The following is a 23,640-nucleotide window of genomic DNA, read 5'->3' as shown; positions in this document are numbered from 1 at the left end:
ATCTCTACCCCTATTTTGCAGCGGCACGCGCGTTTTGGGGGAGCAAAGGTGCTTTTGTGCGCAAATCAGTTGCGTGCCTGCTCGCACCCACGGCGACCTGTTGGACTCTGCATGGATGTTCCTCGCCCGTAACCCGGACGGCGGACACCAACCAACGGTTAGGGTTTAGTCCGAACGTCATATGACCATGCTTCGGGCCCTTGACGCGGGCCGCCCGGCGGTGGCCGTCTGCGCCGGTGGAACGCGCGGCGCTGGGCCGGTGCGGCATGGGCACGGTCGGATCCGGTGCATGACCAAGTGGCACATGATCGAGGCGGTGGTGGCCGGCTACCTGCTGCTGCTGGCGCGCAGCGCATGGAAGCAGGGCGAGTTCCGGCAGTTCCTGCGCAGCCTGCTGATCGTCGCCGTCCTGTGCGCGGCCATCGCCGGCGCGGTGATGCTCGCCGCGGCGCTCGATTCGTAAGCGGAGCCTGAAACGGCGCCAGAAATGGAAAAGGGCCCTTCCCGCACAACGCGGGAAAGGCCCTCCCCATCGCCGTTGGGCGAACGACTCAGATCTGGCCGCGCTCGTGGGCCTGACGCATCAGGACATACTGGCGCATCATCTGGTTCCGGAAGCGGTACCGGGTCCAGCCCGGCTCGACGACCGGAGCCAGGATCCCGCCGTAATCCTCGCGGCACAGCCGCTCCAGGATCTCCAGGGCCTCGCGCGACGGCTCGGCGCCGTTGGGCCCGGCGAGATCCTTCGGGTCGAAGGTGCCGTAGGAGTCGGCCGGGCACAGCGCGCAGCCCAGCAGTACGTCCTCCAGCTCGGCCCGCCGCTCCGCGGCCAGGGCGCGGGCGTAGGAATCGACGATGCCGCGTTCGGCCTCCTGGAGGCAGCGGGTGACGGCGTAGGCCAGGTCCTCGCGCTCCACCTGCGTGGCCCCGCGGCTGACCGCGCTGCGCGCCGCGTGGAGGCCGAGCAACTGGGCGTAGTAGGGAAGCCCGCGCACGAACTCGCAGATGCGGTCCACCACGTCCGGCGCGAAGGTGATGCCGGCGTTCTCGGCGCCGGCGTTGATCAGCCGGCTGATCTCCACGTCGGTCATCAGCGGCAGATGCACCGGCACCAGCGAGCGCTGGATGGAGGGGTGCTTGCCGAGCAGCTGGTCCAGGTTCTCGGCCACGCCGACCACCAGCAGCGTCACGGGGATCGAGCTGTCGGTCAGGTTCTTGAACAGTTCCGCCAGCTTGTTCCGGAAATCCTCGTCGGTGACGCGGTCGTACTCGTCCAGGATCAGCAGGACGTGCGTCGCGTGGATGCCCGAAAGCACCTCGTTCAGCTCCGTCACGCTGAAGCCGCCCTCCGGCAGCAGCTCGTTGAAGCTGGTGAAGCTGCGCCGCGAGGCGAAGGGGTTGTCGATGCCCGAGCGGTAGTAGGTCGACGGGATCTTCTTCAGGAAATGCCGGAAGATGTCCTCGAAGCTGAGTTCCGCGCTGCAGGTCAGCTTCAGCGACAGGTAGCCCGCCTGCCCGGCGATCTTCTCGATCGCGTTGGCGACGGAGGTCTTGCCGCGGCCGCGGTCGCCGAACAGGATGACGTGCGCCCGCTCCTCCTCGATGGCGGAGATGATGCGCTTCAGCGTGTCCGTCCGGCCGATGAACAGCGAGTTCAGCTGCTGCTTCGGCCGCGTCGGCGTGAAGGCCTCGCGCAGCAGGCCGTTCAGTTCGGGCGTCAGCCCCTTCAGCATGGCCGGCGAGCCGACCGCGCCGGGAGCGCGCAGCCCGCCGTTCACCGTCATGGTGAAGCGCGGGAGTTCATGGTCGCCCGCCGAGGCGGCCGGGTTCGGCCGGTGACCGCCCAACGGCGCGTAGGCCTGCGCACCGGGCGGCTGGTACGGACGTCCGCGCGGATCGCCGCCGGGATCGCCCCGGAACGCGTCCGGGCCCCGCATGCCGTCGCCCGGGCCGCCGCCCACAGGCCGCAAGTGCGAGGCCGGGCGGGCCATCTGCGGGGTCATGGAAGGCGCTTGCCCCGGATTGCCACCCGTGCCGCCCGGTCCGGTTGGTCCGCCGCCCGTGATGCCGCCACCCATGGACACCCGGTCATCCGCATTGGCGATTGCCCGCCGCTTCCGAAAGAAGTTCCGCATCCGTCGCGATTCCCGAACAGTCCGCGTTGTCATCACCGGCCGGCCCCCCGGCCGGTGTCGTCGCGCCGCGGCCGACCGGCCTGCGACGCGTTTCTCGTGCGCTGTCCCGACCCTGCCGAAGACGACGGATGCGGAACACGCCCTCCGGATGTAGGTGATGCGGTGCGAAGAGGGGCTTGGGATTTCGGGTTATATACCGAGGAGAACCAACCCTTTCGGCGACTCCCTTCGGTGACGGGGCGCGCCGGCGGCGGCCGTAAGGGGGCGCGGCGCCCCGAGGCCGGCCTTGCTCAGAAGCCCAGGACGCGGCCCACGACGGTCCACACGAACAGAGTCCCGAACAGGGCCGTCAGACCGGCAAGCTCACGCAGGAAAACCAGGATCGACATGGCCTTTTCCCTCCTGTTTTGAACGACCGTGCTTGATGTGTTGAGGGATACAGGAACAAAGAACGAACATCAAGCGCCAAGTTCATGCTTCGTTCCGTAATGGACCGATCCCATCTATGCGGAGGGGGTTCCGGCGGCTTCCGGTCCAGCTTTTCCGCCCGGTTTTCCCCCTGCGGAATGCCACGGAATTTCAATCGAATGCGTCGGGTTTGCCTGAAGCGCGGCGCGGAACGTATGATGCAATGGGAGCGTTCGCCGACAGGGGGGCGCCTTCCGCCGCGGCCGCTTCGATGAACGGTATCGCGGAACGTCCCAGGGAATGAACGGAAAGCAGATGGAAAGCGCCAACCAGCAGACCGGCACGGGAAGCACGGAGACGCCCGGCATGGGCCCCGGCAACGGACCGGCCTGCGACGTCGAGCCGCCGCATTCGTCGCACCGCATGCCGGCTCTGGTGCTCGGCGCGCTCGGCGTGGTGTACGGGGACATCGGCACCAGCCCGCTGTACACCATGCGCGAGGCCTTCACCCACACCGGCCTGCCGCTCGACGAGCCGACGATCCTCGGCATCCTGTCTCTGGCCTTCTGGGCGCTGGTGATCGTCGTGACGCTGAAATACGTCATGCTGGTGATGCGCGCGGACAACCGCGGCGAAGGCGGCGTGATGGCGCTGGGCACGCTGGCCCACCGTGGGCTCGGCTCCGTCCTCGGGGGTCGGGCGATCGTCGCCCTGGCCATCCTCGGCATGGCCCTGTTCTATGGCGACAGCCTGATCACGCCGGCCATTTCCGTGCTCAGCGCGGTCGAGGGGCTGAAGGTGGTGACCCCGGCTTTGGAAGCCTTCGTGGTGCCCATCACGCTGGCGGTCCTGATCGTGCTGTTCGTGTTCCAGCGGCAGGGGACCGGGCGGGTCGGCATCTTCTTCGGCCCGGTCATGGCCGTGTGGTTCGCGACGCTCGGGGTGCTCGGCGCCATCCAGCTGGTCCAGGCGCCGGACGTGCTGCGCGCGCTCAACCCGCTGTTCGGGTTCGAGCTGTTCTTCCTGCACGGCTGGGTGGCCTTCGTCACGCTGGGCGCGGTCGTGCTGGCGGTCACCGGGGCGGAGGCGCTGTACGCCGACATGGGGCATTTCGGGCGCGCGCCGATTCGGCTCGCCTGGCTCTATTTCGTGCTGCCGGCCCTGCTGCTGAATTACTTCGGGCAGGGCGCCATGCTGCTGCACCATCCGGAGACGCTGGAGAACCCCTTCTTCCACCTGGCTCCGGACTGGGCCCAGCTGCCGCTGGTCGTGCTGTCCACCGCCGCGACCGTGATCGCCAGCCAGGCGGTGATATCCGGCGCCTTCTCCCTGACGCGGCAGGCAGTGCAGCTGGGCTACCTGCCCCGCCGCGAGATCCGCCACACGTCGGAGCACGAGGTCGGGCAGGTCTACATCCCGCGCAACAACTGGCTGCTGCTGGTCGGCGTGGTGATCCTGGTGGTCGGCTTCGGGTCGAGCAGCAACCTCGCCGCAGCCTACGGCGTGTCGGTGACCGGGGCGATGGCGATCGACACGATCCTCGCCGCGGTGGTGGCGTGGCGCCTGTGGCGCTGGAACCCGGTGGTGGTGATCGTGGCCTTCGCCGCCTTCCTCGTCATCGACCTGGCGCTGTTCGGGGCGACCCTTCTGAAGGTGCCGGAGGGCGGCTGGTTCCCGCTGGTCATCGCCGCCGCCGTCTATCTGCTGATGACGACGTGGCGCCGCGGCCGCGCCATCCTCGCCGACCGGCTCTACGCCGACGCCCTTCCCATGGACCTGTTCCTGCAACGGGTCTCGCCGCAGTCGCCGCAGCGGGTCGCCGGCACCGCCGTCTTCATGACCGGCAACCCCGACGTCGTCCCCCACGCGCTGCTGCACAACATCAAGCACAACAAGGTGCTGCACGAGCGCGTGGTGGTCCTGACCGTGATCATCGAGGAACTGCCGCGCGTCAGCCCGCAGAAGGCCGTGTATGTGGAGAAGCTGGGCAAGGGCTTCTTCCGGGTCGTCCTGCGCTACGGCTACCTGGAGCAGCCGCACATCCCCCGCGCGCTGGAGCTGTGCCGGCGCTATGGGCTGCACCTGGACATGATGGAGACGTCCTTCTTCCTCGGCCGCGAGACCCTGATCCAGTCCAAGACCGCCGGCCTGCCCTCCTGGCGGGAGCCCTTCTTCATCCTGCTGTCGAAAACCGCGCTGTCGGCGACGGAGTTCTTCTGCATCCCGCCGGGCCGCGTGGTCGAGCTGGGCACTCAGGTGGAGATCTGAACCACGCCCTCCGCGGGAGCAGGTCGGCCATCCGTTAACCCCCGATTGACGAATGGCGGCATAGAACCCGTTCTGCGTTCGCGCTACACTGAAAGACACCTGCAAGCCTTGGGGGAGGGCGAGCGCCCATGTCCGATCCCATCACCGCCCTGGTCGTCGACGACGAGGAACTGAGCCGGGCCATCGTGGCCGGATACCTGTCGCGCATGGGCTACCGGACGCTGGGCGTCGGCACGGCGGAGGAGGCTTGGCGGCTCCTCGCCGACCTGCGGGAGGTGGTCCATGTCGTGCTCCTCGACCGGCAGCTGCCGGGCATGGGCGGGATGGACCTGTTCGCGCGAATGAAGGCCGATCCGGACCTGTCCGCGATCCCGGTCATCATGCAGACCATCTCCGACCGCAGCGCGGAGATCGCGGAGGCCATCCAGGCCGGCGTCTTCTACTACCTCGTGAAGCCCTACTCCGGGGAGCTGCTGCAATCGGTCGCCGCCGCCGCCGTGGACCAGCTGACCCGGCTGAAGCGGCTCCAGGGCGACGTGCGGTCCCGCACCGACGCCATGGCGCTGATGCGCGAGGGAACCTTCCGCTTCCGCACGCCGCAGGAGGCCCACAACCTTGCCATCGCCGTCGCCTCCATCGTGCCGAACGCGCGCGGCCTCGCCTTCGGGCTGGTCGAGCTTCTGCTGAACGCGGTCGAGCACGGCAATCTCGGGATCGGCTATGCCGCCAAGGGCGAGCTCAAGCTGGGCAACATGCTCGCCCGCGAGATCGAGGAGCGGCTGGCCCGCGCCGAGCACGCCGACAAGACCGCCACCCTGCGCGTGGAGCGGAACGAGCGAAAGGCCGTCTTCACCGTATCCGACGAGGGCCAGGGGTTCGACTGGTCCCGTTACCTCGCCATGGACGCCTTCCAGTCGACGGCGACGCACGGACGCGGAATCGCGCTCGCGCGCATGGTCGGCTTCCACGAGTTGTCCTACGTCGGCTGTGGGAACACCGTGGTCGCCACGGTCGACCTCGCGCGGCTACCCTGACCGCGGCACCGTTCGGGTCAGCCACAGGGCGGTGAGGTCATCGGCCAGCGGCCGCGGCATGACGGCGAAATAGCGGTCCAGCAGATCCGCGAGGCCACCCTCCCCCCCCACCGCCGGCGCACCGCCCTGCGGACCGCACAGCCGGACGAGGTCCAGGATTCCGGGATAGCCGAACGGGCGGCCCTCCCAGTCGCGCGCTTCGAACAGGGCGTCGCTGAACAGGAACAGGAAGGCGCCCGGCGGAAACTCGACGCTGCGGTTCCGGTAGCTGGCTTTCATGGAGACGCCGAGCGGAAGCCCGACGCTCTCCCCCACCCGCAGCGGGCAATCGGGCACGCCGATGATGGGCTTCGGCGCGCCCGCCGTGGCGTAGGTCAGCCGGTCGGCGGCCGTGTCCACCACGGCGTAGAGCATGGCCGCGAACTGCGATTCCGGCAGCAGGCCGACGAGCAGCCGGTTGATGGCGCCCAGCATCTCGGCCGGGTTGTCGCCGGGCAGGTCGATCTTCTCCAGAAGCGCGTGCAGGCGGAAGGTGTTCAGCGCCGCTGCGACCCCGTGCCCGGTGAAGTCGCAGAGGAACACCGCGAACCGGTCGTCGTCGAGCGGCCGCGCGCCCCAGATGTCGCCGCCCAGCTCCGAGCTGGATTCGAAATGGCTGTCGAGGCGCACGCCGTAGCGCCGCTCGATCCCCGTCCGCAGCGCCTCGTCGGGCAGCAGGTCGAGCTGCATGTCGCGGGCGAGCTGCATGCGCTGCACCGCCCCGGTGTGGAAGGTCTGGAGGCTGCGGATCACCTCCTGCAGGGAGCGGTTGAGCAGGCGGTTTTCCAAATGGCCGCGCAGCCGCGCTGCCAGTTCGGCGCCGGTCAGCGGACGGGCGATCAGGTCCGTGGCGCCGGCCGCCATCACCGCGCGCCGTTCCGCCAGCGACGCGAAGCGCCCCAGGATGAGGATCGGAAGCTCGCCCCGCCCGATCACCGCCCGCAAGGTCTCGATCAGCGATTCGTCCCCGCGCAGCAGGGCGCGGTCGATGATCACAAGGTCCGGCGGCTCCGCTTCCACGGCGGCCAGCAGGCCGCCCGCGTCCGCCGCGACGTCCACATAACGCACGCCCATCCCCGTCAGGACGCGGCGCACCGCCGCCGCGATCCCGCGGCGCGGATGCCCGACCAGAACGCGCTGCCCACCGCCCGGCCGCGACGCGGCCGGCGCGGCCGGCAGGGGGTGGACCGACGAGTCCATCGTGCCTTCCGCCACCGGGCGATCAGAAGTCGCAGGGGATGATCGTGTGGAACTCCGAAATCTCGATCATCTCCCGGACCTGGCCGCGCGGGTGCTTCAGCGTCAGCCGCACGTTGGCGCGGTTGGCCGTGTTGTTGGCGAGGACCAGGAGCCCCAGCCCCGCCGAGTCGATGAAGTCCAGACTGTCCAGGCCCAGCACGCAGGCGGTGATGCCGTCCTTCTCGATGCCGTCGATGATCTTGCGGAAATCGTCGTTGGCTTCGAAGGTCAGCTGCCCCCGCAGCTCGATCTCCCGGACGCCGCCCAGGTTGCGGACGGTGTAGTTCATGTCCCACCCATCGGTTTGGCTCTCGCCGTTGCAGATGATTCCGATTGCGCCGCCCCGGCGGGCGGTTCTCGTCCTTGGCGGTCAGGCGGACCGGTCAGGCGGACCGCACGCCGTTCAGCAGGGCGTCCACCTCGGCGCGCAGCGCCTGCGCCGGCTCCCGCAGGTCCTTGGCCGCCCACAGCACCTGGAAGGCGGAGCCGTAGGAGGCCGCGCTGGCCTGCGTCAGGGAGACGACGCTGCGCGCCGCGGTCGTCGTGTCCTCGCTGACCGAGCTGGCGTTGCGCGAGATCTCCTCCGTCGCGGCGCGCTGCTGCTCCACAGCGGTGGCGATGGTGCCGGACACGGCGCGCATGCGCTCGATGATGCCGCCGATCGATTCGATGACGCTGACGGCCGAACCGGTGGCGCCCTGGACGGCGCCGATCTGCTCGACGATGTCCTCCGTCGCCTTGGCGGTCTGGCTGGCCAGGTTCTTCACCTCGTTGGCCACCACCGCGAACCCCTTCCCCGCCTCGCCCGCCCGTGCCGCCTCGATGGTGGCGTTCAGCGCCAGCAGGTTGGTCTGGCTGGCGATGGCGGTGATCAGCTTCACCACCTCCCCGATCCGATCCGCGGCGCTGGCGAGCCCCTGCACCATGCCGTTGGCGCGCTGCGCCTCGCTCACCGCCTCCGCCGCGATGGAGGAGGAGCTGACCACCTGCTCCCCGATCTCGCGGATCGAGCTGGACAGCTGCTGCGCCGCCGTGGCGACCTGCTGGATGTTGTTGCGGGACCGCTCCGACGAATGGGCGACCTCCAGCGTCCGGCGGGATGTGCGGTTGACGCCCTTGCCCATGTCCTCCGCCGTGTTCTGGATCTTGTCGGCGCCGGCCATCACGGCGGCCAGCGTCTGCTCCGCCGTGCTCTCGAAGGACTGAAGCAGCGCCTCGATCCGCCGGGCGCGTTCGATCTGGGCGTGGGTGGCCGCTTCCTGCTCCGCCTTCAGGCGGGCGGACTGCTGGAGGCTGTCCTTGAAGGCGACGACGGCACGCGCGATGGAGCCGATCTCGTCGGCCCGGCCGGTGGCCGGCACCTCCACCGCGTAGTCGTTCTCCGCAAGCCGGCCGAGCACGCCGTTCAGACGGGCCAACGGCGACAGCAGCCGCCGCACGAGCAGGATGGAGGCCAGGCAGACCAGCAGGGCCACGCCGCCCGCGGTCACCGCGATGGCGCCGACCAGCGGGTTCACCATGGCGAAGAAATCGCTTTTCTTCAGCCCGACGACGAGGACGCCGATGATCTCTCCCTTGGCGTTGCGGATCGGGTCGTAGGCGGTGAAGTAGGGCTCCCCCAGCACCTCGTTCTCGCCGCGGTAGGGCTTGCCGTCGCGCAGGACCGAGTCGAAGACCGGCCCGGGCCCCAGCCGGCTGCCGACGGCGCGGCTGCCGTCCGCCTTCCGGACGTTCGTCGCGACGCGCGTGTCGCCCATCAGGATGGAGGCCACGCCCCCGCCGCCGATCCGCGCGATGGTGTCCACCGGCGCGAAATTGTCGTTCAGGACGGTGGAGCCGGCGTACAGCTTGCCGTCCTGGACGCGGAAGTCGGTCCCCAGATGGCCCAGCACCTCCCAGGCGACGGCCATGTTGGCCTCCTGCCGCCTGGACGCCTGATCGACCATCTCGGACTGGATGAGGTGGAGCGACACGACGACGGTGCAGCCGGCCAGCAGCAGAAGCCCGCCGAGGCTGAGCGCGACCACCTTGGCCGAAATCGACATGCGGGCAATCAGGCCGTTCATTCGTGTACTCCACTATACCGCTGGCCAGCAGTCTACCAGAGCGCACGAAATGTGATCAATTATACACGCATCCGGACATATAGCCGCAGGCCCCGAGTCATAATCGACCAAGTCACAAACGACCAAGTCATGGCCCGGTCCGCGTCAATGAAGACCGCGCTTGCTGCCCGTCACTGCTTTGTGCCGCACACGCGCGCCACGAAGTTGTCGATGTCGCCGTTGAGCGTCACGGCCCGCCGCGCCAGTTCCCCGGCCGAGGCCAGGACCTGGCTGGCCGCTGCGCTGGCGTCCTGCGCGCCGGTCGACACGTGGGTGACCGCGCCGGCCACGGTGCGCACGCCCGCCGACGCCTCGCGGATGGCGCGGCTGATCTCGCCGATGGCGGCGCTCTGCTCCTCGGCGGCGCCGGCGATTCCCACCGCGATCTCGTCGATGTCGTGGATCATGCCGCCGACATGCTGGATCACGTCGGCGGTGTCGCGCGTGACCGACTGCACCTGGGTGATCTGGGCGGTGATCTCCTCCGTCGCGCGCGCCGTCTGGCTGGCGAGGTTCTTCACCTCGGTGGCGACCACGGCGAAACCCTTGCCGGCCTCGCCGGCGCGGGCGGCCTCGATGGTGGCGTTCAGCGCCAGCAGGTTGGTCTGGCTGGCGATCTCCGTGATCAGCTTGACCACGGCGCCGATCTGGTCCGCCGCGGCGAGAAGGGAGCGGATCGTCGCGTCGGCCTCCTTCACCTTCTCCACGGAGTTGCGCGCCAGCTCCGCGGTGCGGGCGACGCCCTGGGCGACCTCGCCGATGGCTCCGGAGACCTCCCCGGTGGCGGCCGCCACGCCGTCGACGTTGGACGACACCTGCCCGGCGGCCGACGCAGCGGAGAAGGACTGCTCGCTGGTCGCCGCCGCGACGTCGGTCATGGAGGTGGACGCGGCCTCCAGCTCGGCGGCGCTGGCGGACAGGCTCTGCGCCACCTCCTTGATGTTGGCGCCGATGCGCGTCGCGCTTTCCATGAACTCCCGGCTCTTCCGGTCCATGGCCTCCAGGCCGTCGTTGATCTGGCGGGAGTAGGCGCCGAATTCCCCGACCATCCCGGTCATGACGATGCGCCGGTAGTACTGCCCCTCCGCCGCGTGCTGCATCGCGGCGTTCGCCTCCTTGCCGAAGGATTCCACCCGGTCGAGCAGGCGGTTGATCGTCCGCAGCATGTCGGCGACCGGGCTCTGCCCGTAGATGTGGAGGATGCGCGGCTGCAGGTCGCCGCGCTCCGCCGCGGCCAGCACGGCGCAGGCCTTGGCGATCGACCGGTTCGTCAGGGTGAGCCAGCGGAACGCCGCCGCGCAGAGGACCAGCCCCAGCAGGCCCATGACGGCCGGGGCCGCACCGCCCGAGACGATGCCTGCGAGAGCCTGCCCCGCGGACAGCAGCGCGACCAGGGCGACGGCGATCCGCGCCTTAGAGACTGAGGACAAATTCGTCATAGGTCGTGCCTTTGTCGCGCAGGATGGAGCCCAGCAGGGAGGACGCGGCCGCCATGCCCGCGTTGCGGTCGGCGTGCTTGGCCTCCTCCGTCCGCAGCAGGCCGTACAGGCCTTCGGCCGCCTGCACCGCCGACCGCGGGGGAAGGCGCCGGCTGGAATGGAAACCCGCGATGTTGCGGCTGGCGTCGAACACCGGCGTCACATGCGCGAAGACCCAGTAATGGTCGCCGTTCTTCGCCCGGTTGACGACGTAGGCGAAGATTTCCCCGCCGCCCTGGATGCGGTCCCACAGCAGCTTGTAGACGCAGCGCGGCATGTCCGGGTGGCGCACGATGTTGTGCGGCCGGCCCAGCAGTTCGGCCTCCGCATAGCCGCTGACCCGGAGAAACACGTCGTTGGCGTAGGTAATGATGCCCTTCAGGTCGGTCTTGGAGACGATAATCTCGTCCTGGTGGAACATCCGTTCCTGACCGCTCAACGAAACCCCGGGATACGCCATCACCGCCTGCCTTTCCGGAACCGAGGATGTGGCATGGCGCGCCATGCGCTTGGTACTACCTCTCGCTCCGTACACACATAGCGTAGGTCGTAGACTAATTGTCTCGAATTCAGACGATTTGCCTCTGCGACAAAGTGTTCCACACGTTTCACGCGTGCGACGCACATGCGCTTCGGCCGCTGGGCTTACAACGTAAGATTCAAACGTTCACGATTTTTTAAGGAACTTGACGGGTTCCCCACCCGTTCTGCCGCTGAACAAAGAAGCGGTGGAGGTCGTCCGATGACACACAGAGTGCTGATTACCGGGGGTGCGGGCTTCATCGGGTCCCATCTGGCCGATGAGCTGCTGGCCCTGGGGCACCGTGTCCGTGTGTTGGATTCCCTTGAAGAACAGGTCCATGGCGAGCAGGGGCGCCGTCCAGACTACCTCTCCCCCGACGTCGAGCTGATGGTCGGCGATGTGCGCGACCCCGACGCGGTCGCCGGCGCCCTGAAGGGCGTGGACTCCGTGGTGCATCTGGCGGCGCGCGTCGGCGTCGGGCAGAGCATGTACCAGGTCGGCGACTATGTCGGCGTGAACGACCTGGGCACGGCCATCCTGCTCCAGGCACTGATCGAGAAGCCGGTCGAACGCCTCGTCGTCGCCTCCAGCATGAGCATCTACGGCGAAGGCCTGTACCTGGACGAGCAGGGACGCCCGGTGGACGTCAGCGCGCGTTCGGTGGAGCAGCTGAAGGCCGGTCGGTGGGAACCGGACGCCCCGAACGGCGGCGCCCTGACCCCGGTCGCGACGCCGGAGACGCACCGGCCCGGCCTCGCCTCCGTGTACGCGCTGAACAAGTACATGCAGGAACGCCTCTGCCTGATCATCGGCGAGGCGTACAACATCCCGTCCACCGCGCTGCGCTTCTGGAACGCCTACGGCACGCGGCAGGCGCTGTCCAACCCCTACACCGGGGTCCTGGCGATCTTCGCGTCGCGCCTGCTGAACGGCAAGGCGCCGATGATCTTCGAGGACGGCCTGCAACGCCGCGACTTCGTCCATGTGGACGACGTGGTGCAGTCCATCCGCCTCGGCCTCTCGCACGAGAAGGCGCCGGGCAAGGTCTTCAACGTCGGCAGCGGCATCAGCCGGTCGGTGCAGGACGTGGCGGCGGCGCTGGCCGTCGCGGTCGGCCGTCCGGACATCCAGCCGGAGATCACCGGCCGCTGCCGCGTCGGCGACATCCGCCACTGCTTCCCCGACATCTCCCTGATCCGCGAGACGCTGGGCTTCGAACCGCGCGTCGAGCTTGCCGACGGCCTCGCCGAACTGGCGGAGTGGCTGAGCCGACAGGTCGCCGAGGACCGCGTGGAGCAGGCGAGCCGCGAGCTGGCCTGCCGGGGGCTGTCGGCATGACGGCGGTACTCAGGTCGAAGCGGGGCGCGCCGAAGGGCGACAGCGTCCTGATCACCGGCGGCGCCGGCTTCATCGGCTGCAACCTCGCCCACCGGCTGGCGTCGGACGGGCACAAGGTGCTGATCCTCGACAACCTGTCGCGGGCGGGGGTGGAGCAGAACCTCGCTTGGCTTCAGGCCACGCACGGCGACCGGATCGAGGCGATCATCGCCGACATCTGCCACAAGGAGACGGTGGAGACGGCCGTGGCCCGCGCCCGGCAGGTCTACCACCTCGCCGCCCAGGTCGCGGTGACCACCAGCTTGGTCGAGCCGGTCCACGACTTCACGGTCAACGCCGCCGGCACCTTAAACCTGCTGGAGGCCGTCCGGGCGCAGGCGGAGCCGCCGTCGCTGGTCTTCACCTCCACCAACAAGGTCTACGGCAAGCTGGCCGGCGTGAACTTCGCCGCCCAGGGCGACCGCTACGGCCCGAAGGAGGCGCTGCTCGCCGGCCGCGGCGTCGGGGAGGAGCAGCCGCTGGACTTCGCCAGCCCTTACGGCTGCTCCAAGGGCGCGGCGGACCAGTATGTGCTGGACTACGCCCGCACCTTCGGCCTGCCCATGGCCGTGTTCCGGATGAGCTGCATCTACGGCCCGCACCAGTTCGGGACGGAGGACCAGGGCTGGGTCGCGCACTTCATCAAGCGCGCGCTGGCGGGCGAGACGATCACGCTCTACGGCGACGGGCGGCAGGTCCGCGACATCCTATTCGTGGACGACTTGGTGGACGCGCTGATGCTGGCGCAGGACCGCATCGGGTCCTTGCAGGGCGACGCCTTCAACATCGGCGGCGGCACGGAAAACACGGTCAGCCTGTTGGAGCTTCTGGACCGCTTCCCCTCGCTGGTCGGGGTGAAGGCGGACGTCCAGTTCGACGACTGGCGGCCGGGCGACCAGCCCTGGTACGTGTCCAACACCGGGCGCTATTTCGCGCGCACCGGCTGGCGGCCGCGGGTCGGCGTCGATGAAGGCCTGATGCGGTTGGCCCGTTGGCTCAGCAATGCCCGCGCGGTTCCGGCGGACCGCCAGCGCGTGGCGTCGTGAGGAGCCGCCGATGACCCCAGCTCGCAAGAAAGTCGCCCTGGTCAATCCGCCTTGGAGCTTCGACGGCAGCGTCTACTTCGGCTGCCGCGAACCCCACCTGCCGCTGGAACTTGGCTACGCCAAGGCCCTGCTGGAGCGCGCCGGGCACGAGGCGGAGATCATCGACGGGCAGCTGTTCGGGCTGACCCTGGAGGAGGTGCGGGAGCAGGTCGGGGCCTTCGCCCCCGACCTGACCGTCGTCACCACCGCGCCCAGCTACCTGTTCTGGCGCTGCGCCCCGCCGGAGCTGCGCGTGCCCATGCAGACCGTCGCGGCCCTGAAGGACGTCGGCGGGCGGATGGTCGGCGTCGGCCCGCACGGCTCCACCACGCCCAAGGCGGCTCTGCGCAAGCTGGGCACCGAGGCGGTCGTGATGGGCGAGTGCGAGGAGGTCCTGGTCCGCCTCGCCGACGCCGAGGACTGGAGCGGCGTCCAGCACGTCGCGCTCTGGGACGGTGGGGACATCCGAGTCAACGGCGGCCCCGCGGCGGCGACCTTCACCGACCTGCCGGCGCTGGAGTGGCCCGAGGAGTGGGTCAAGCGCCACCACCACCACCATCACCGCTTCGACGGCGCCCCGACCGGGCCGGGCGCGGAGATGGAGACCTCGCGCGGCTGCCCCTACTCCTGCACCTTCTGCGCGAAGGAGAATTTCCGCGACGGCTACCGCAAGCGCCCCGTCCCGGTGGTGATGGAGGAGCTGGACCGGCTGATCGCCCAGGGCGTCGAATACGTCTACTTCATCGACGAGATCTTCCTGCCGAACCAGCCGTTGCTGGAGTCGCTGGCCGAGCGGCCGATCACGTTCGGCATCCAGACCCGGCTCGACCTGTGGAAGCCGCCGATGATCGAGCTGCTGGGCCGCGCCGGCTGCGTGTCGATCGAGGCCGGCGTGGAGAGCCTGACGGTGGAAGGGCGCGCAGCCCTCGACAAGAAATGCCGCATGGGCACGGACGAGCTGTCGGAGCGCCTGATCCTCGCCAAGAAGGTCGTGCCCTTCGTGCAGGCGAACCTGATTCTGTCCGAAGGCGACGACCCGGCGATGATCGCGGAATGGCGCGACCACATGCGGGCCAACGGCGTGTGGGCCAACGACCCGGTGCCGCTGTTCCCCTACCCCGGCTCCCCCGACTACCGGCTGCGCTGGGGTCTGCCCGACGACCAGGCGTGGGAACGGGCGGTGGACTTCTACCTGACCCACCACGGCCGCTTCTGCGACATCCAGGACCAGACGCCGAAGCGCCTGCCGGAGCTGGAGCGCATCGAACCGCTTCCCCTGAAGGCGGCGGAGTAGCGCCATGGGCTACGGGTCCCTTCCGGTCCGGCCGTCCCGGGTGCTGATGACCGCCGACGCGGTTGGCGGGGTCTGGGACTATGCGCTGGAACTGGCGCGCGGCTTCGCCCGCCTGGGCATCGCCACCGACCTCGCCGTCATGGGGCCGGCCCCGGACGAGGGGCGGACGGCGGCGGCGGCGCGCATCCCGACCCTGACCCTGCACCACCAGCCCTTCAAGCTGGAGTGGATGGCGGAGCCGGAGGAGGATCTGCACAAGGCCGGCGACTGGCTGCTGGCGCTCGAAAAGCGGCTGTCGCCCGACGTCGTGCACGTCAACGGCTTTGCCGCGGCCAGCCTGCCCTTCCGCGCGCCGGTGCTGTGCGTCGGCCATTCCTGCGTGCTGTCCTGGTGGCGCGCGGTGCACCGCGAGGACGCGCCGCCGGACTGGCTCGGCTACGCCGGGCGGGTGGCCGACGGGCTGCGGCTGGCCGACATGGTGGCCGCCCCGACCCAGGCCATGCTGGACGCCCTGCGCTGGCACTACGGCCCGCTGCCCCGCGCCCGCGTTATTCCCAACGGGCGCGATCCGCAGCACTACCGCCCCCTGCCGAAGCGGCCGATCATCCTCGCCGCCGGGCGGGTCTGGGACAAGGCCAAGAACATCGCCATGCTCGACACCGTGGCCGGGCGCCTGCCCTGGTCGGTGTTCGTCGCCGGCAGCACCGACGGGCCGGACGGGCAGCCCAAGCCGTTGCAGCACGCGCGCGCGCTCGGCCAGCTGCCCGCCGACCAGCTGGCGCGCTGGTTCGGCCGCGCCGCCGTCTTCGCCCACCCCGCGCGCTACGAGCCCTTCGGCCTGGCCCCGCTGGAGGCCGGCCTGTCCGGCTGCGCGCTCGTGCTGGGCGACATCCCAACCCTGCGGGAGCTGTGGGACGGTGCCGCCCTGTTCGTGGATCCCGACAACCGCACCGCGCTGGCGCGCGCGCTGACGACGCTGGCCGACAACCCGGCGCGGGTGAAGGCGCTGGGCGCCGCGGCGCGGAAGCGGGCGCACGAGTTCACCGCCGTGCGCATGGTGCGCGGCACGCTGGACGCCTACGCGGAGCTGCTGAGCAAGGCGGCCTTGAAGGCGGCCGCGAGCGCCGTTCCGTGACCAAGATAACAAGCTGAGGGGAATAGGACGACGACAGCCGGACTAGGACATCCTACCCACAGTGCGTTCCCCATCGCCAAGGATGTAGGCGCGCAAGAGTACTGCTTTTCCGGGACTTCGCAGCCGCGTCAAAGGCGGGAAAAGTGTCCGGCCGCGGCGCACCCCGCCGCCAAGAAACACACGCCGACACCCAAGAACAGCCGATAGCGGGAGCCGATGCGCTTCGTCATCTTCTGCCATTCCCTCGTGTCCTGTTGGAACCATGGCAACGCGCATTTCCTGCGCGGCGTCGTGCGCGAGCTTCAGGCGCAACACCACGACGTCCGGGTGCTGGAGCCCGCCGACGGGTGGAGCCGCGCGAACCTGCTCGCCGAACCGACGGGGCCGGACACGCTCGCCGCCTTTCCCCGGACCTTCCCCGGCCTGACGTCGCAGCTCTACGACCCCGCGACGCTCGACCTGGACGAGGCGCTGGACGGGGCCGACGTGGTGCTGGTGCATGAATGGACCGACCCGTCGCTGGTTGCCGCCATCGGCGCGAAGCGCGCGGCCGGCGGGCGTTTCCGCCTGCTGTTCCACGACACCCACCACCGCGTCGTGTCCAAGCCGGAGGAGATGGGGGCGCTGGACCTCTCCGCCTACGACGGCGTGCTGGCCTTCGGCGAGGTGCTGCGGGAACGCTACCTGGAGTTGGGCTGGGCCGGCCGCGCCTGGACCTGGCACGAGGCGGCGGACACGGCGCTGTTCCACCCCATGCCGGGCCAGCCGACCGACGGCGACCTGGTGTGGGTCGGCAACTGGGGCGACGACGAGCGCACCGCCGAACTGCACGAATTCCTGCTGGAGCCGGTCCGCCGGCTCGGCCTGAAGGGGCTGATCCACGGCGTCCGCTACCCGGACACGGCTCTGTCCGCCCTGTCGGACGCCGGCATCGCCTATCGCGGCTGGCTGCCCAACCACAAGGCGCCGGCGCTGTTCGCCCGGCACCGCGTGACCGTCCACGTGCCGCGCCGGCCCTACGTGAAGGCCCTGCCCGGCATCCCGACCATCCGCGTGTTCGAGGCGCTGGCGAGCGGCATCCCGCTGATCTGCGCGCCCTGGCACGACGCGGAGGGGCTGTTCCGCCCCGGCGCCGACTATCTGGTCGCCCGCGACGGCGAGGCCATGGAGAAGCTGCTGCGCGTCGTGCTGAACGACCGCGACATCGCCGCCAGCCTCGTCCGCAGCGGCCTGGACACCATCCGCCGCCGGCACACCTGCGCCCACCGCGTGGACGAGCTTCTGGCCGTCTGTCAGGCGATCGGCGCGCCAGCGCTGGACGGCGTTCCAATGAGAGAGACCGCAAAGGAGGGCATCGCCTGATGGCCGGCCTCGACATCGCGTTCTATGGATCGAGTCTCGTTTCCGCCTACTGGAACGGGGCGGCCACCTACTACCGCGGCATCATCCGGGCCCTGGCCGCGCGGGGCCATCGCGTCACCTTCTATGAGCCCGACGCCTACGACCGGCAGAAGCACCGCGACATCGCCGACCCGCCCTGGGCCAAGGTCGTCGTCTACCCGGCCACGCCGGACGGGCTGCACCGCGCGCTGGAGTCCGGCCGCGGCGCCGACGTGGTGGTGAAGGCCAGCGGCGTCGGCGTCTTCGACGACGAGCTTGCCGAGGGCGTACTGTCGATCCGCCGCCCGGACGGGCTGGCGATCTACTGGGACGTCGACGCCCCCGCCACGCTGGCGGAGCTGAAGGCCAAGCCGGAGGCGGTGCTGAACCGGCTGGTGCCGGACTATGACATGGTGCTGACCTACGGCGGCGGCCCGCCGGTGATCGCGGCCTTCGCGGCGCTGGGCGCGCGGCGCTGCGTGCCGGTCTACAACGCGTTGGATCCGGACACGCACCACCCCGTGCCCTATGACGCGCGCTTCGACACCGACCTGACCTTCCTCGGCAATCGCCTGCCCGACCGCGAGGCGCGGGTGGAGCAGTTCTTCCTGGACGCCGCGGCGCGGCTGCCGGACCGCCGCTTCCTGCTGGCCGGCAACGGCTGGCACGACAAGCCGGTGCCGCCGAACGTTCGGGCGATCGGCCACGTCTACACCGCCGATCACAACGCCCTGAACTGCTCCGGCCTCGCCGTGCTGAACATCAGCCGGCAGAGCATGGCGGAGATGGGCTATTCCCCGGCCACCCGCGTGTTCGAGGCCGCCGGCGCCGCCGCCTGCCTGATCACCGACGCCTGGGTCGGCATCGAGGAGTTCCTGGAGCCGGGCACCGAGGTCCTGGTCGCCCGCGACGGGGCGGAGGTGGCGGAGCATGTGGCCGCGCTGACCAAGGACCGCGCGCGGGCCATAGGGCAGGCGGCGCTGCGCCGCGTGCTGGCGGACCACACCTACGACAACCGCGCGGTCCTCGTGGAGCAACTGCTGACCGGTGCGGAGACCGGCGTTCGGGAGGGTGTGTGATGGGCCGCAAGCTCAACGTCGTCGTTCTGGGCCTGACCATCACCTCCTCCTGGGGCAACGGCCACGCCACAACCTTCCGCGCCCTGCTGAAGGGCATGGCGGCGCGCGGGCACCGCGTGCTGTTCCTGGAGCGCGACAAGCCCTGGTACGCCAGCAACCGCGACATGCCGTCGCCGGACTTCTGCACGGTGGCGCTCTACGACAGCGTGGACGAGCTGTCGGAGCGGCACGCGGCGGCGGTGCGCGACGCCGACCTCGTGGTGGTCGGGTCCTACGTGCCGGAGGGCGTGGCCGTGTCCCGCTGGGTGCAGGAAACGGCCGAGGGCGTCACCGCCTTCTACGACATCGACACGCCGGTCACCGTGGCCCGGCTGGAGCGCGGCGATACGGAGTATGTGTCCGCCGAGGTCATTCCCGGCTTCGACCTCTACCTGTCCTTCACCGGCGGGCCGATGCTCGACCGGCTGGAGCGGGAGTTCGGGGCGCAGCGGGCGCGGGCGCTCTACTGCTCGGTCGACCCGGACCTCTATTATCCGGAGCTGGGGCCGGTGCGCTGGGACCTCGGCTATCTCGGCACCTACAGCGACGACCGGCAGCCGACGTTGAACCGCCTGCTGGTCGAACCGGCGCGGGCGTGGGAGCGCGGATCCTTCATCGTCGCCGGCCCGCAGTACCCGGACGACACGATCGGCTGGCCCGCCAACGTCGCCCGCATCGACCACCTGCCGCCGTCGGAGCATCGGCGCTTCTACAACGCCCAGCGCTTCACCCTGAACGTCACGCGCGCCGACATGGTCGCCGCGGGCTGGTCGCCGTCGGTGCGCCTGTTCGAGGCGGCGGCCTGCGGCACGCCGATCATCAGCGACCCCTGGCCCGGCCTGGACACCCTGTTCAAGCCGGACGAGGAAATCCTGATCGCCAACAACAGCGAGCAGGTCATGCGCTGGCTGCGCGACACGCCCAGCGACAAGGCCCGCCGCCTGGGACGCGCCGCCCGCCGCCGGGTGCTCGCCTCCCACACCGGCATCCGCCGCGCCGCGGAGCTGGAGAACTACGTCGCGGAGGTCAACGCGACCCCGATGGTCCGGGCGCTGTAGGGGAACCCAGCCACGCGCTCCCTGTTGGCCGGAGTCCATTCCGATCAACAGGGAGCGTTTCCATGACTCGCGGTATGGGCGGCCAATCCCCGACCAACGTCGCCCACTGTCTGAAGGGCATCGACTTCCCGGCCAACAAGCAGGACCTCGTCAAGCACGCCCAAAGCCACAAGGCCGACGATGAGGTCCTCGACACGCTGAAGAAGATGCCGGACCAGGAATACGGCAATATGGCCGACGTCATGAAGGGCTACGGCCAAGCGCACTGACGGACCGGCCGCCGCCCTTTGCTGGCCTTGGAAAGGGCAGCAAACACTGCTTTCACCAAGTTTCATGAGTTTGCGAAACACTGAAAGCCCTTCTCCCCTTGTGGGAGAAGGGTTGGGATGAGGGGTAGGCGGCGAAGCCGCACGGGCATCTCGGCTTCTGTTTCCGGGCTAGTGCCCGCAATCCGACCCCTCACCCCAACCCCTCTCCCACAAGGGGAGAGGGGCTTTCCCCAACTGCTCTTCCATCATCGAACGACTAGGCTGGCAGAGAAGTATTCTACACCGCCACCGGCCGCACGCTGCGGTCCACGGCGGCGCCGAGTTCGCGTGGGGTGACCGGTTTGTGGATCACCGTCAGGCCGTGCTCCGTGGCGTCGCGGATGCAGTCGGGGCCGGTTTCGCCGGTCAGGATCACGCCGGGCACGCCGGCCCCATACCGCTCGCGCACGCGCAGGATCACCTCGGTGCCGACCCGGCCCTCGCGCAGGCGGTAATCGGCGATCACGATGTCCGGAGTGCGGGTCTGCTGCCCCAGACGCTCCATCGCCTGGTCGGCGCTGCCCGCCGACAGGACCTCGTAGCCCCATTCGGTCAGGATCATCTGCAGGCCCATCAGCACGATGGCGTCGTCGTCCACCAGCACCGCCATACGGCCGCCCCCCTTGGACGTCGCGGCGCCGGCCAGCGCCGCCGGTTCCTCCGCCGCGGGCTCGGCGAGCGGCACCAGCACGCGGAAGGCGGAGCCCCGCCCCTCCACCGAGCGCACCTCCACCGGATGGTCGAGCAGCCGCGACAGGCGGCGCACGATGGCCAGCCCGAGGCCGAGGCCCTGGGTGCGGTCGCGCTCCGGGTTGCCGACTTGGTGGAACTCCTCGAAGATGCGCTCCAGATGGTCGGCGGGGATGCCGATGCCGGTGTCCTGCACGACGATGGCGACCTGCCGCCCCTCCACCCGGCACTGCACCCGGACCAGCCCGCTCTCCGTGTAGCGCAGCGCGTTCTCGACGAGGTTGCGCAGCATTCGGCTGAGCAGCGTGCGGTCGCTGCGGATCCGGGCCGGGACCACCTCCACCCGCCAGTCGAGCTTCTTCTGCGCGGCGAGCGGCGCGTAGGCGGTGCGCACGGACTCCAGCACCTCCGCGACGTCGAAGTCCTCCAGCTCCGGCGTCACCACGCCGGCGTCCAGGCGGGAGACGTCGAGCAGGCTGTCCAGCAACCCCTTCAGCGCGTCGAGCCCCTGCTCCAGGTGGCGCAGGACGTTGACGCCCGCGCTGTTCTCCACATAGCCGCCCAGCGCCGCGGTGAAGAAGAACAGTGATTGCAGCGGCTGGCGCAGGTCGTGGCTGGCCGCGGCCAGGAACTTCGACTTGGCGAGGTTGGCGCGCTCCGCCTCGTCGCGGGTGCGGCGAAGCTGCTCCTCGATGGCCTTGCGCTCGGTGATGTCCTCCACGATGCAGATGCGGTAGGCCATCTCCATCCCGGTGATGCGGGCCAGCGAGGAGGTCACGCGCACCCAGACCGTCCCGCCGTCCTTGCGCCGGTACCGCTTCTCGATGGCATAGCTGGGGATGTCTCCGCCCAGCAGCCGGTCGAGCAGGGCGTCCTCGGCCGGCAGGTCCTCCGGTTCGGTCACGTCGCGGAAGCTGCGGTCCAGCAGTTCCTCGCGCCGGTAGCCGAGGATGGAGCAGGTCTTGGCGTTCACGTCCAGGAAGCGCCCTTCCAGCGACACGCGCTCGATCCCCACCGCGGCCAGTTCGAAGACGGAGCGGAAGCGCTCCTCGCTCTGGTGGCGGGCGGCCTCGGCCCAGCGCAGGTCGGTCACCTCCATGACCACGATGCCGACGGCGGCCACGTCGGGCCCGTTGTGGACCGGGAAGTAGGCGGTCAGCCAGTGGCGGCGCACGCCGAACCGGGCCGGCGTTTCCCCGACGATCTCCTGGTAGGGGATCGCCTCCCCCGTCCGGAAGACGCGGTCGATCATCGGGGCGACGCTGGTCGCGGTCGCCGGCAGCATCTCCGTCAGGGTCCGGCCGATGTGGCTGTCGGCGGGCAAGCCGTTGATCTCGGCCAGCCGGTCGTTGATGCGCAGATAGCGGTGCCCGCGGTCGAAGAACGCAAAGCCGAGCGGCGCGTTCTCCAGCAGGCTGTCGAGTTGGGCAAGCAGGGCGCTTTTCTCCCGGTTGGCGAAGGCCAGCGCCTCCTCCCCGCGCTTGCGGGCGGTGATGTCCTGGAAAAAGATGGCGAGCCCATCGCGGGATGGAAAGGCGCGGACCGAATACCAGGCGTCGAGCGGCGGGTAGAGCCCTTCGAATTCCACCGGCTCTTCCTCGTCCATGGCGCGCCGGTAATGCTCGTTGAAGATGCTGCCGACCGCCTGGGGAAAGGCGTCCCACAGGCAGCGCCCGACGAGGTCCCGCCCGTTGGCGAGCAGCACCCGCGCACGGCCGTTCATGTAGGTGATGGTCCAGTCGCGGTCGACCTCGAACACCCCGTCGGTGGTGCTGGACAGCACGGCGGCCATCTTGTGGGCCAGCGTGTTGGCCTCCTCCCGCGCGAGGTGGCGCCGCTCCAACTCCTCCGCCATGCCGTCGAAGGCCCGCGCCAGCGTCCCGATCTCCGACCGGTCGGCGGCGATTCCGCTGCGGGCGTGCAGCGCGCCCCCGCTCCAGCTCCGGGCGGCGGCGACCAGGGCGGCCGTGGGCCGGCGCAGGAAGCGGTTGCCACCCCACCAGGCCGCGAGCAGGCTGACGGCCAGCACCGCCGCGAAGCCGCCCAGCCCGCGCCGCATGGCGTCGTCGATGGGGCCGAGCATCGTCTCCTTGTCCAGCGCGACGATCACGCCGAGCCCGTCCAGCCCCAGCGTGATCGGGCGGAAGGCGATGATCCGGGGCCGCCCGTCGATGCCGGGCATCTCCGCGACCTGCGGCTTGTCCCCCGTCATCAGGCTGGAAAACCGCTCCGGCAGGGGGTTGCCGACCCGCCCCGGCAGCGGCGGAACCTGGCCGATGATGCGCGACCGGCGATCGACCAGGGTGAGGCGCGCGTTCGGCGGCAGCGGCTTGTCGTCCAGGAATTCCTTCAGCCACGCCGTGTCGATCAGCGCAGCGACCGTGCCGGCGACGCGCCCGTAGTCGTCCCGGAACGATAACGCGACCGGCAGGGCCAGCCGGTCCTGCGCCCAGGGCAGCACCTGCGCGCCGAGCATCGCTTCGCCGGCCTTGTCGGATTGGCCCCCGTAGCCTTGCGCGGCAATTCCTTCCGCTGTGGTCCCTGGCTCGATGGCCCCTTCCCTCAAGGACGGGTGCCCGACCGCGTTCGGGTCGGTGGCGCAGCGGACCGTGCCGTCGCGGTCGGTCACCAGCAGGTGCAGATAGGCGGGATAGCTGGCCCGCAGCGAGTCCATCAGCGCTTGGCAGGCCGGGCTGTCCGGCGCGCGCACGGCGTCCGTTTGCACCAGCGCCTGCAACAGCCGGCGCAGGCCTTCCACCATGCGGTCCTGCTCCGCCTCGAACAGCGCGGCCAGACGCAAGGCGCCCTGGCGCACCTCGGCCTCGCGCGCCTCGCGCAGGGAGACCTGGTTCTTCACCTCGATCACCGCGGCCGGTACGAGCGCCAGCAAAACCAGCAGCAGCAATCGGTGAAGCAGACTCATGACGGGCGGCCTTCGGCAGGGGGAGCGACCATTAAACTGGAAA

18 protein-coding genes are annotated in these 23,640 nt (G+C 69.8%); 11 read left to right on the top strand and 7 right to left on the bottom strand.

Annotated elements, in window-relative coordinates; genetic code table 11:
• Nucleotides 1-289: 289 nt before the first annotated feature.
• A complete protein-coding gene (locus J2851_RS21935; RefSeq protein WP_209768895.1) occupies nucleotides 290-463 on the top strand; it encodes a hypothetical protein in 174 nt (57 codons plus the stop codon).
• An 88-nt stretch (nucleotides 464-551) separates the two neighbouring features.
• Here the strand turns inward: J2851_RS21935 and J2851_RS21930 are convergent, their stop codons facing one another.
• Nucleotides 552-2,003 (bottom strand): ATP-binding protein, encoded by a 1,452-nt coding sequence (locus J2851_RS21930; protein WP_246500841.1) that lies wholly within the window; start codon nucleotides 2,001-2,003, stop codon nucleotides 552-554.
• A gap of 840 nt (nucleotides 2,004-2,843) precedes the next feature.
• On the opposite strand from J2851_RS21930, the gene J2851_RS21925 reads away from it, so the two are divergent.
• Nucleotides 2,844-4,811: a potassium transporter Kup gene (locus J2851_RS21925; protein ID WP_246500840.1), complete on the top strand. Its 1,968-nt coding sequence runs from the start codon at nucleotides 2,844-2,846 to the stop codon at nucleotides 4,809-4,811.
• A 128-nt stretch (nucleotides 4,812-4,939) separates the two neighbouring features.
• Entirely contained in the window at nucleotides 4,940-5,845 is a 906-nt protein-coding gene (locus J2851_RS21920; RefSeq protein ID WP_209768891.1) for an ATP-binding response regulator, read from the top strand.
• Here J2851_RS21920 and J2851_RS21915 read toward each other — a convergent pair.
• The 5 genes from J2851_RS21915 to J2851_RS21895 form a co-directional block, all read right to left on the bottom strand.
• A complete protein-coding gene (locus tag J2851_RS21915; protein ID WP_209768889.1) occupies nucleotides 5,837-7,084 on the bottom strand; it encodes a PP2C family protein-serine/threonine phosphatase in 1,248 nt (415 codons plus the stop codon). The two genes, J2851_RS21920 and J2851_RS21915, sit on opposite strands and share 9 nt — an antisense overlap.
• Nucleotides 7,085-7,106: 22 nt before the next feature.
• Nucleotides 7,107-7,412, bottom strand: coding sequence for an STAS domain-containing protein (locus J2851_RS21910; RefSeq protein ID WP_209768887.1), 306 nt, complete (start codon nucleotides 7,410-7,412; stop codon nucleotides 7,107-7,109).
• A 94-nt stretch (nucleotides 7,413-7,506) separates the two neighbouring features.
• Complete coding sequence (locus J2851_RS21905; protein WP_209768885.1) at nucleotides 7,507-9,189, bottom strand: methyl-accepting chemotaxis protein; 1,683 nt, start codon at nucleotides 9,187-9,189, stop codon at nucleotides 7,507-7,509.
• Between the two features lie 170 nt (nucleotides 9,190-9,359).
• Nucleotides 9,360-10,667, bottom strand: a complete 1,308-nt coding sequence (locus J2851_RS21900; RefSeq protein ID WP_209768884.1) for a methyl-accepting chemotaxis protein — start codon at nucleotides 10,665-10,667, stop codon at nucleotides 9,360-9,362.
• The gene (locus J2851_RS21895) at nucleotides 10,642-11,166 is read right to left on the bottom strand and encodes a PAS domain-containing protein (RefSeq protein ID WP_209768882.1); all 525 of its coding nucleotides are present in this window, start codon (nucleotides 11,164-11,166) and stop codon (nucleotides 10,642-10,644) included. Before J2851_RS21895 ends, J2851_RS21900 begins: the two co-directional genes overlap by 26 nt.
• 282 nt (nucleotides 11,167-11,448) lie before the next feature.
• Between J2851_RS21895 and J2851_RS21890 the strand changes: the two genes are divergently transcribed.
• The 8 genes from J2851_RS21890 to J2851_RS21855 all read left to right on the top strand — a co-directional run bounded on the left by J2851_RS21890 (nucleotide 11,449) and on the right by J2851_RS21855 (nucleotide 19,945).
• Nucleotides 11,449-12,567 carry an NAD-dependent epimerase/dehydratase family protein gene (locus J2851_RS21890; RefSeq protein ID WP_209768880.1) on the top strand — a complete coding sequence of 373 codons (1,119 nt, stop codon included), beginning with the start codon at nucleotides 11,449-11,451 and terminating at the stop codon, nucleotides 12,565-12,567.
• On the top strand, nucleotides 12,564-13,652 hold the full coding sequence (locus J2851_RS21885) for an SDR family NAD(P)-dependent oxidoreductase (protein ID WP_209768878.1): 1,089 nt from the start codon (nucleotides 12,564-12,566) through the stop codon (nucleotides 13,650-13,652). The genes J2851_RS21890 and J2851_RS21885 overlap by 4 nt, the downstream gene beginning before the upstream one ends.
• Before the next feature lie 10 nt (nucleotides 13,653-13,662).
• On the top strand, nucleotides 13,663-14,985 hold the full coding sequence (locus tag J2851_RS21880) for a TIGR04295 family B12-binding domain-containing radical SAM protein (RefSeq protein WP_209768877.1): 1,323 nt from the start codon (nucleotides 13,663-13,665) through the stop codon (nucleotides 14,983-14,985).
• A gap of 4 nt (nucleotides 14,986-14,989) precedes the next feature.
• Nucleotides 14,990-16,120, top strand: a complete 1,131-nt coding sequence (locus J2851_RS21875; protein ID WP_209768876.1) for a glycosyltransferase family 4 protein — start codon at nucleotides 14,990-14,992, stop codon at nucleotides 16,118-16,120.
• A 216-nt stretch (nucleotides 16,121-16,336) separates the two neighbouring features.
• The gene (locus J2851_RS21870) at nucleotides 16,337-17,482 is read left to right on the top strand and encodes a CgeB family protein (protein WP_209768875.1); all 1,146 of its coding nucleotides are present in this window, start codon (nucleotides 16,337-16,339) and stop codon (nucleotides 17,480-17,482) included.
• On the top strand, nucleotides 17,482-18,579 hold the full coding sequence (locus J2851_RS21865; RefSeq protein WP_209768874.1) for a CgeB family protein: 1,098 nt from the start codon (nucleotides 17,482-17,484) through the stop codon (nucleotides 18,577-18,579). The genes J2851_RS21870 and J2851_RS21865 overlap by 1 nt, the downstream gene beginning before the upstream one ends.
• On the top strand, nucleotides 18,579-19,676 hold the full coding sequence (locus tag J2851_RS21860; protein WP_209768873.1) for a CgeB family protein: 1,098 nt from the start codon (nucleotides 18,579-18,581) through the stop codon (nucleotides 19,674-19,676). Before J2851_RS21865 ends, J2851_RS21860 begins: the two co-directional genes overlap by 1 nt.
• A 62-nt stretch (nucleotides 19,677-19,738) precedes the next feature.
• Nucleotides 19,739-19,945, top strand: coding sequence for a DUF2795 domain-containing protein (locus J2851_RS21855; protein ID WP_209768872.1), 207 nt, complete (start codon nucleotides 19,739-19,741; stop codon nucleotides 19,943-19,945).
• A gap of 277 nt (nucleotides 19,946-20,222) precedes the next feature.
• Here the strand turns inward: J2851_RS21855 and J2851_RS21850 are convergent, their stop codons facing one another.
• Nucleotides 20,223-23,597, bottom strand: coding sequence for a PAS domain S-box protein (locus J2851_RS21850; RefSeq protein WP_209768871.1), 3,375 nt, complete (start codon nucleotides 23,595-23,597; stop codon nucleotides 20,223-20,225).
• Nucleotides 23,598-23,640: the final 43 nt, after the last annotated feature.

Source organism: Azospirillum rugosum, assembly GCF_017876155.1.
GTDB classification, from domain to species: domain Bacteria; phylum Pseudomonadota; class Alphaproteobacteria; order Azospirillales; family Azospirillaceae; genus Azospirillum; species Azospirillum rugosum.
This window is presented reverse-complemented; position numbering and strand designations above follow the sequence as displayed.

What these genes read in the sequence shown, in the direction of transcription:
- J2851_RS21935 (WP_209768895.1), top strand. Translation starts at nt 290, where the DNA reads ATGACCAAGTGGCACATGATCGAGGCGGTGGTGGCCGGCTACCTGCTG.
- J2851_RS21930 (WP_246500841.1), bottom strand. Translation starts at nt 2,003, where the DNA reads ATGACCCCGCAGATGGCCCGCCCGGCCTCGCACTTGCGGCCTGTGGGC.
- J2851_RS21925 (WP_246500840.1), top strand. Translation starts at nt 2,844, where the DNA reads ATGAACGGAAAGCAGATGGAAAGCGCCAACCAGCAGACCGGCACGGGA.
- J2851_RS21920 (WP_209768891.1), top strand. Translation starts at nt 4,940, where the DNA reads ATGTCCGATCCCATCACCGCCCTGGTCGTCGACGACGAGGAACTGAGC.
- J2851_RS21915 (WP_209768889.1), bottom strand. Translation starts at nt 7,084, where the DNA reads ATGGACTCGTCGGTCCACCCCCTGCCGGCCGCGCCGGCCGCGTCGCGG.
- J2851_RS21910 (WP_209768887.1), bottom strand. Translation starts at nt 7,412, where the DNA reads ATGAACTACACCGTCCGCAACCTGGGCGGCGTCCGGGAGATCGAGCTG.
- J2851_RS21905 (WP_209768885.1), bottom strand. Translation starts at nt 9,189, where the DNA reads ATGAACGGCCTGATTGCCCGCATGTCGATTTCGGCCAAGGTGGTCGCG.
- J2851_RS21900 (WP_209768884.1), bottom strand. Translation starts at nt 10,667, where the DNA reads ATGACGAATTTGTCCTCAGTCTCTAAGGCGCGGATCGCCGTCGCCCTG.
- J2851_RS21895 (WP_209768882.1), bottom strand. Translation starts at nt 11,166, where the DNA reads ATGGCGTATCCCGGGGTTTCGTTGAGCGGTCAGGAACGGATGTTCCAC.
- J2851_RS21890 (WP_209768880.1), top strand. Translation starts at nt 11,449, where the DNA reads ATGACACACAGAGTGCTGATTACCGGGGGTGCGGGCTTCATCGGGTCC.
- J2851_RS21885 (WP_209768878.1), top strand. Translation starts at nt 12,564, where the DNA reads ATGACGGCGGTACTCAGGTCGAAGCGGGGCGCGCCGAAGGGCGACAGC.
- J2851_RS21880 (WP_209768877.1), top strand. Translation starts at nt 13,663, where the DNA reads ATGACCCCAGCTCGCAAGAAAGTCGCCCTGGTCAATCCGCCTTGGAGC.
- J2851_RS21875 (WP_209768876.1), top strand. Translation starts at nt 14,990, where the DNA reads ATGGGCTACGGGTCCCTTCCGGTCCGGCCGTCCCGGGTGCTGATGACC.
- J2851_RS21870 (WP_209768875.1), top strand. Translation starts at nt 16,337, where the DNA reads ATGCGCTTCGTCATCTTCTGCCATTCCCTCGTGTCCTGTTGGAACCAT.
- J2851_RS21865 (WP_209768874.1), top strand. Translation starts at nt 17,482, where the DNA reads ATGGCCGGCCTCGACATCGCGTTCTATGGATCGAGTCTCGTTTCCGCC.
- J2851_RS21860 (WP_209768873.1), top strand. Translation starts at nt 18,579, where the DNA reads ATGGGCCGCAAGCTCAACGTCGTCGTTCTGGGCCTGACCATCACCTCC.
- J2851_RS21855 (WP_209768872.1), top strand. Translation starts at nt 19,739, where the DNA reads ATGACTCGCGGTATGGGCGGCCAATCCCCGACCAACGTCGCCCACTGT.
- J2851_RS21850 (WP_209768871.1), bottom strand. Translation starts at nt 23,597, where the DNA reads ATGAGTCTGCTTCACCGATTGCTGCTGCTGGTTTTGCTGGCGCTCGTA.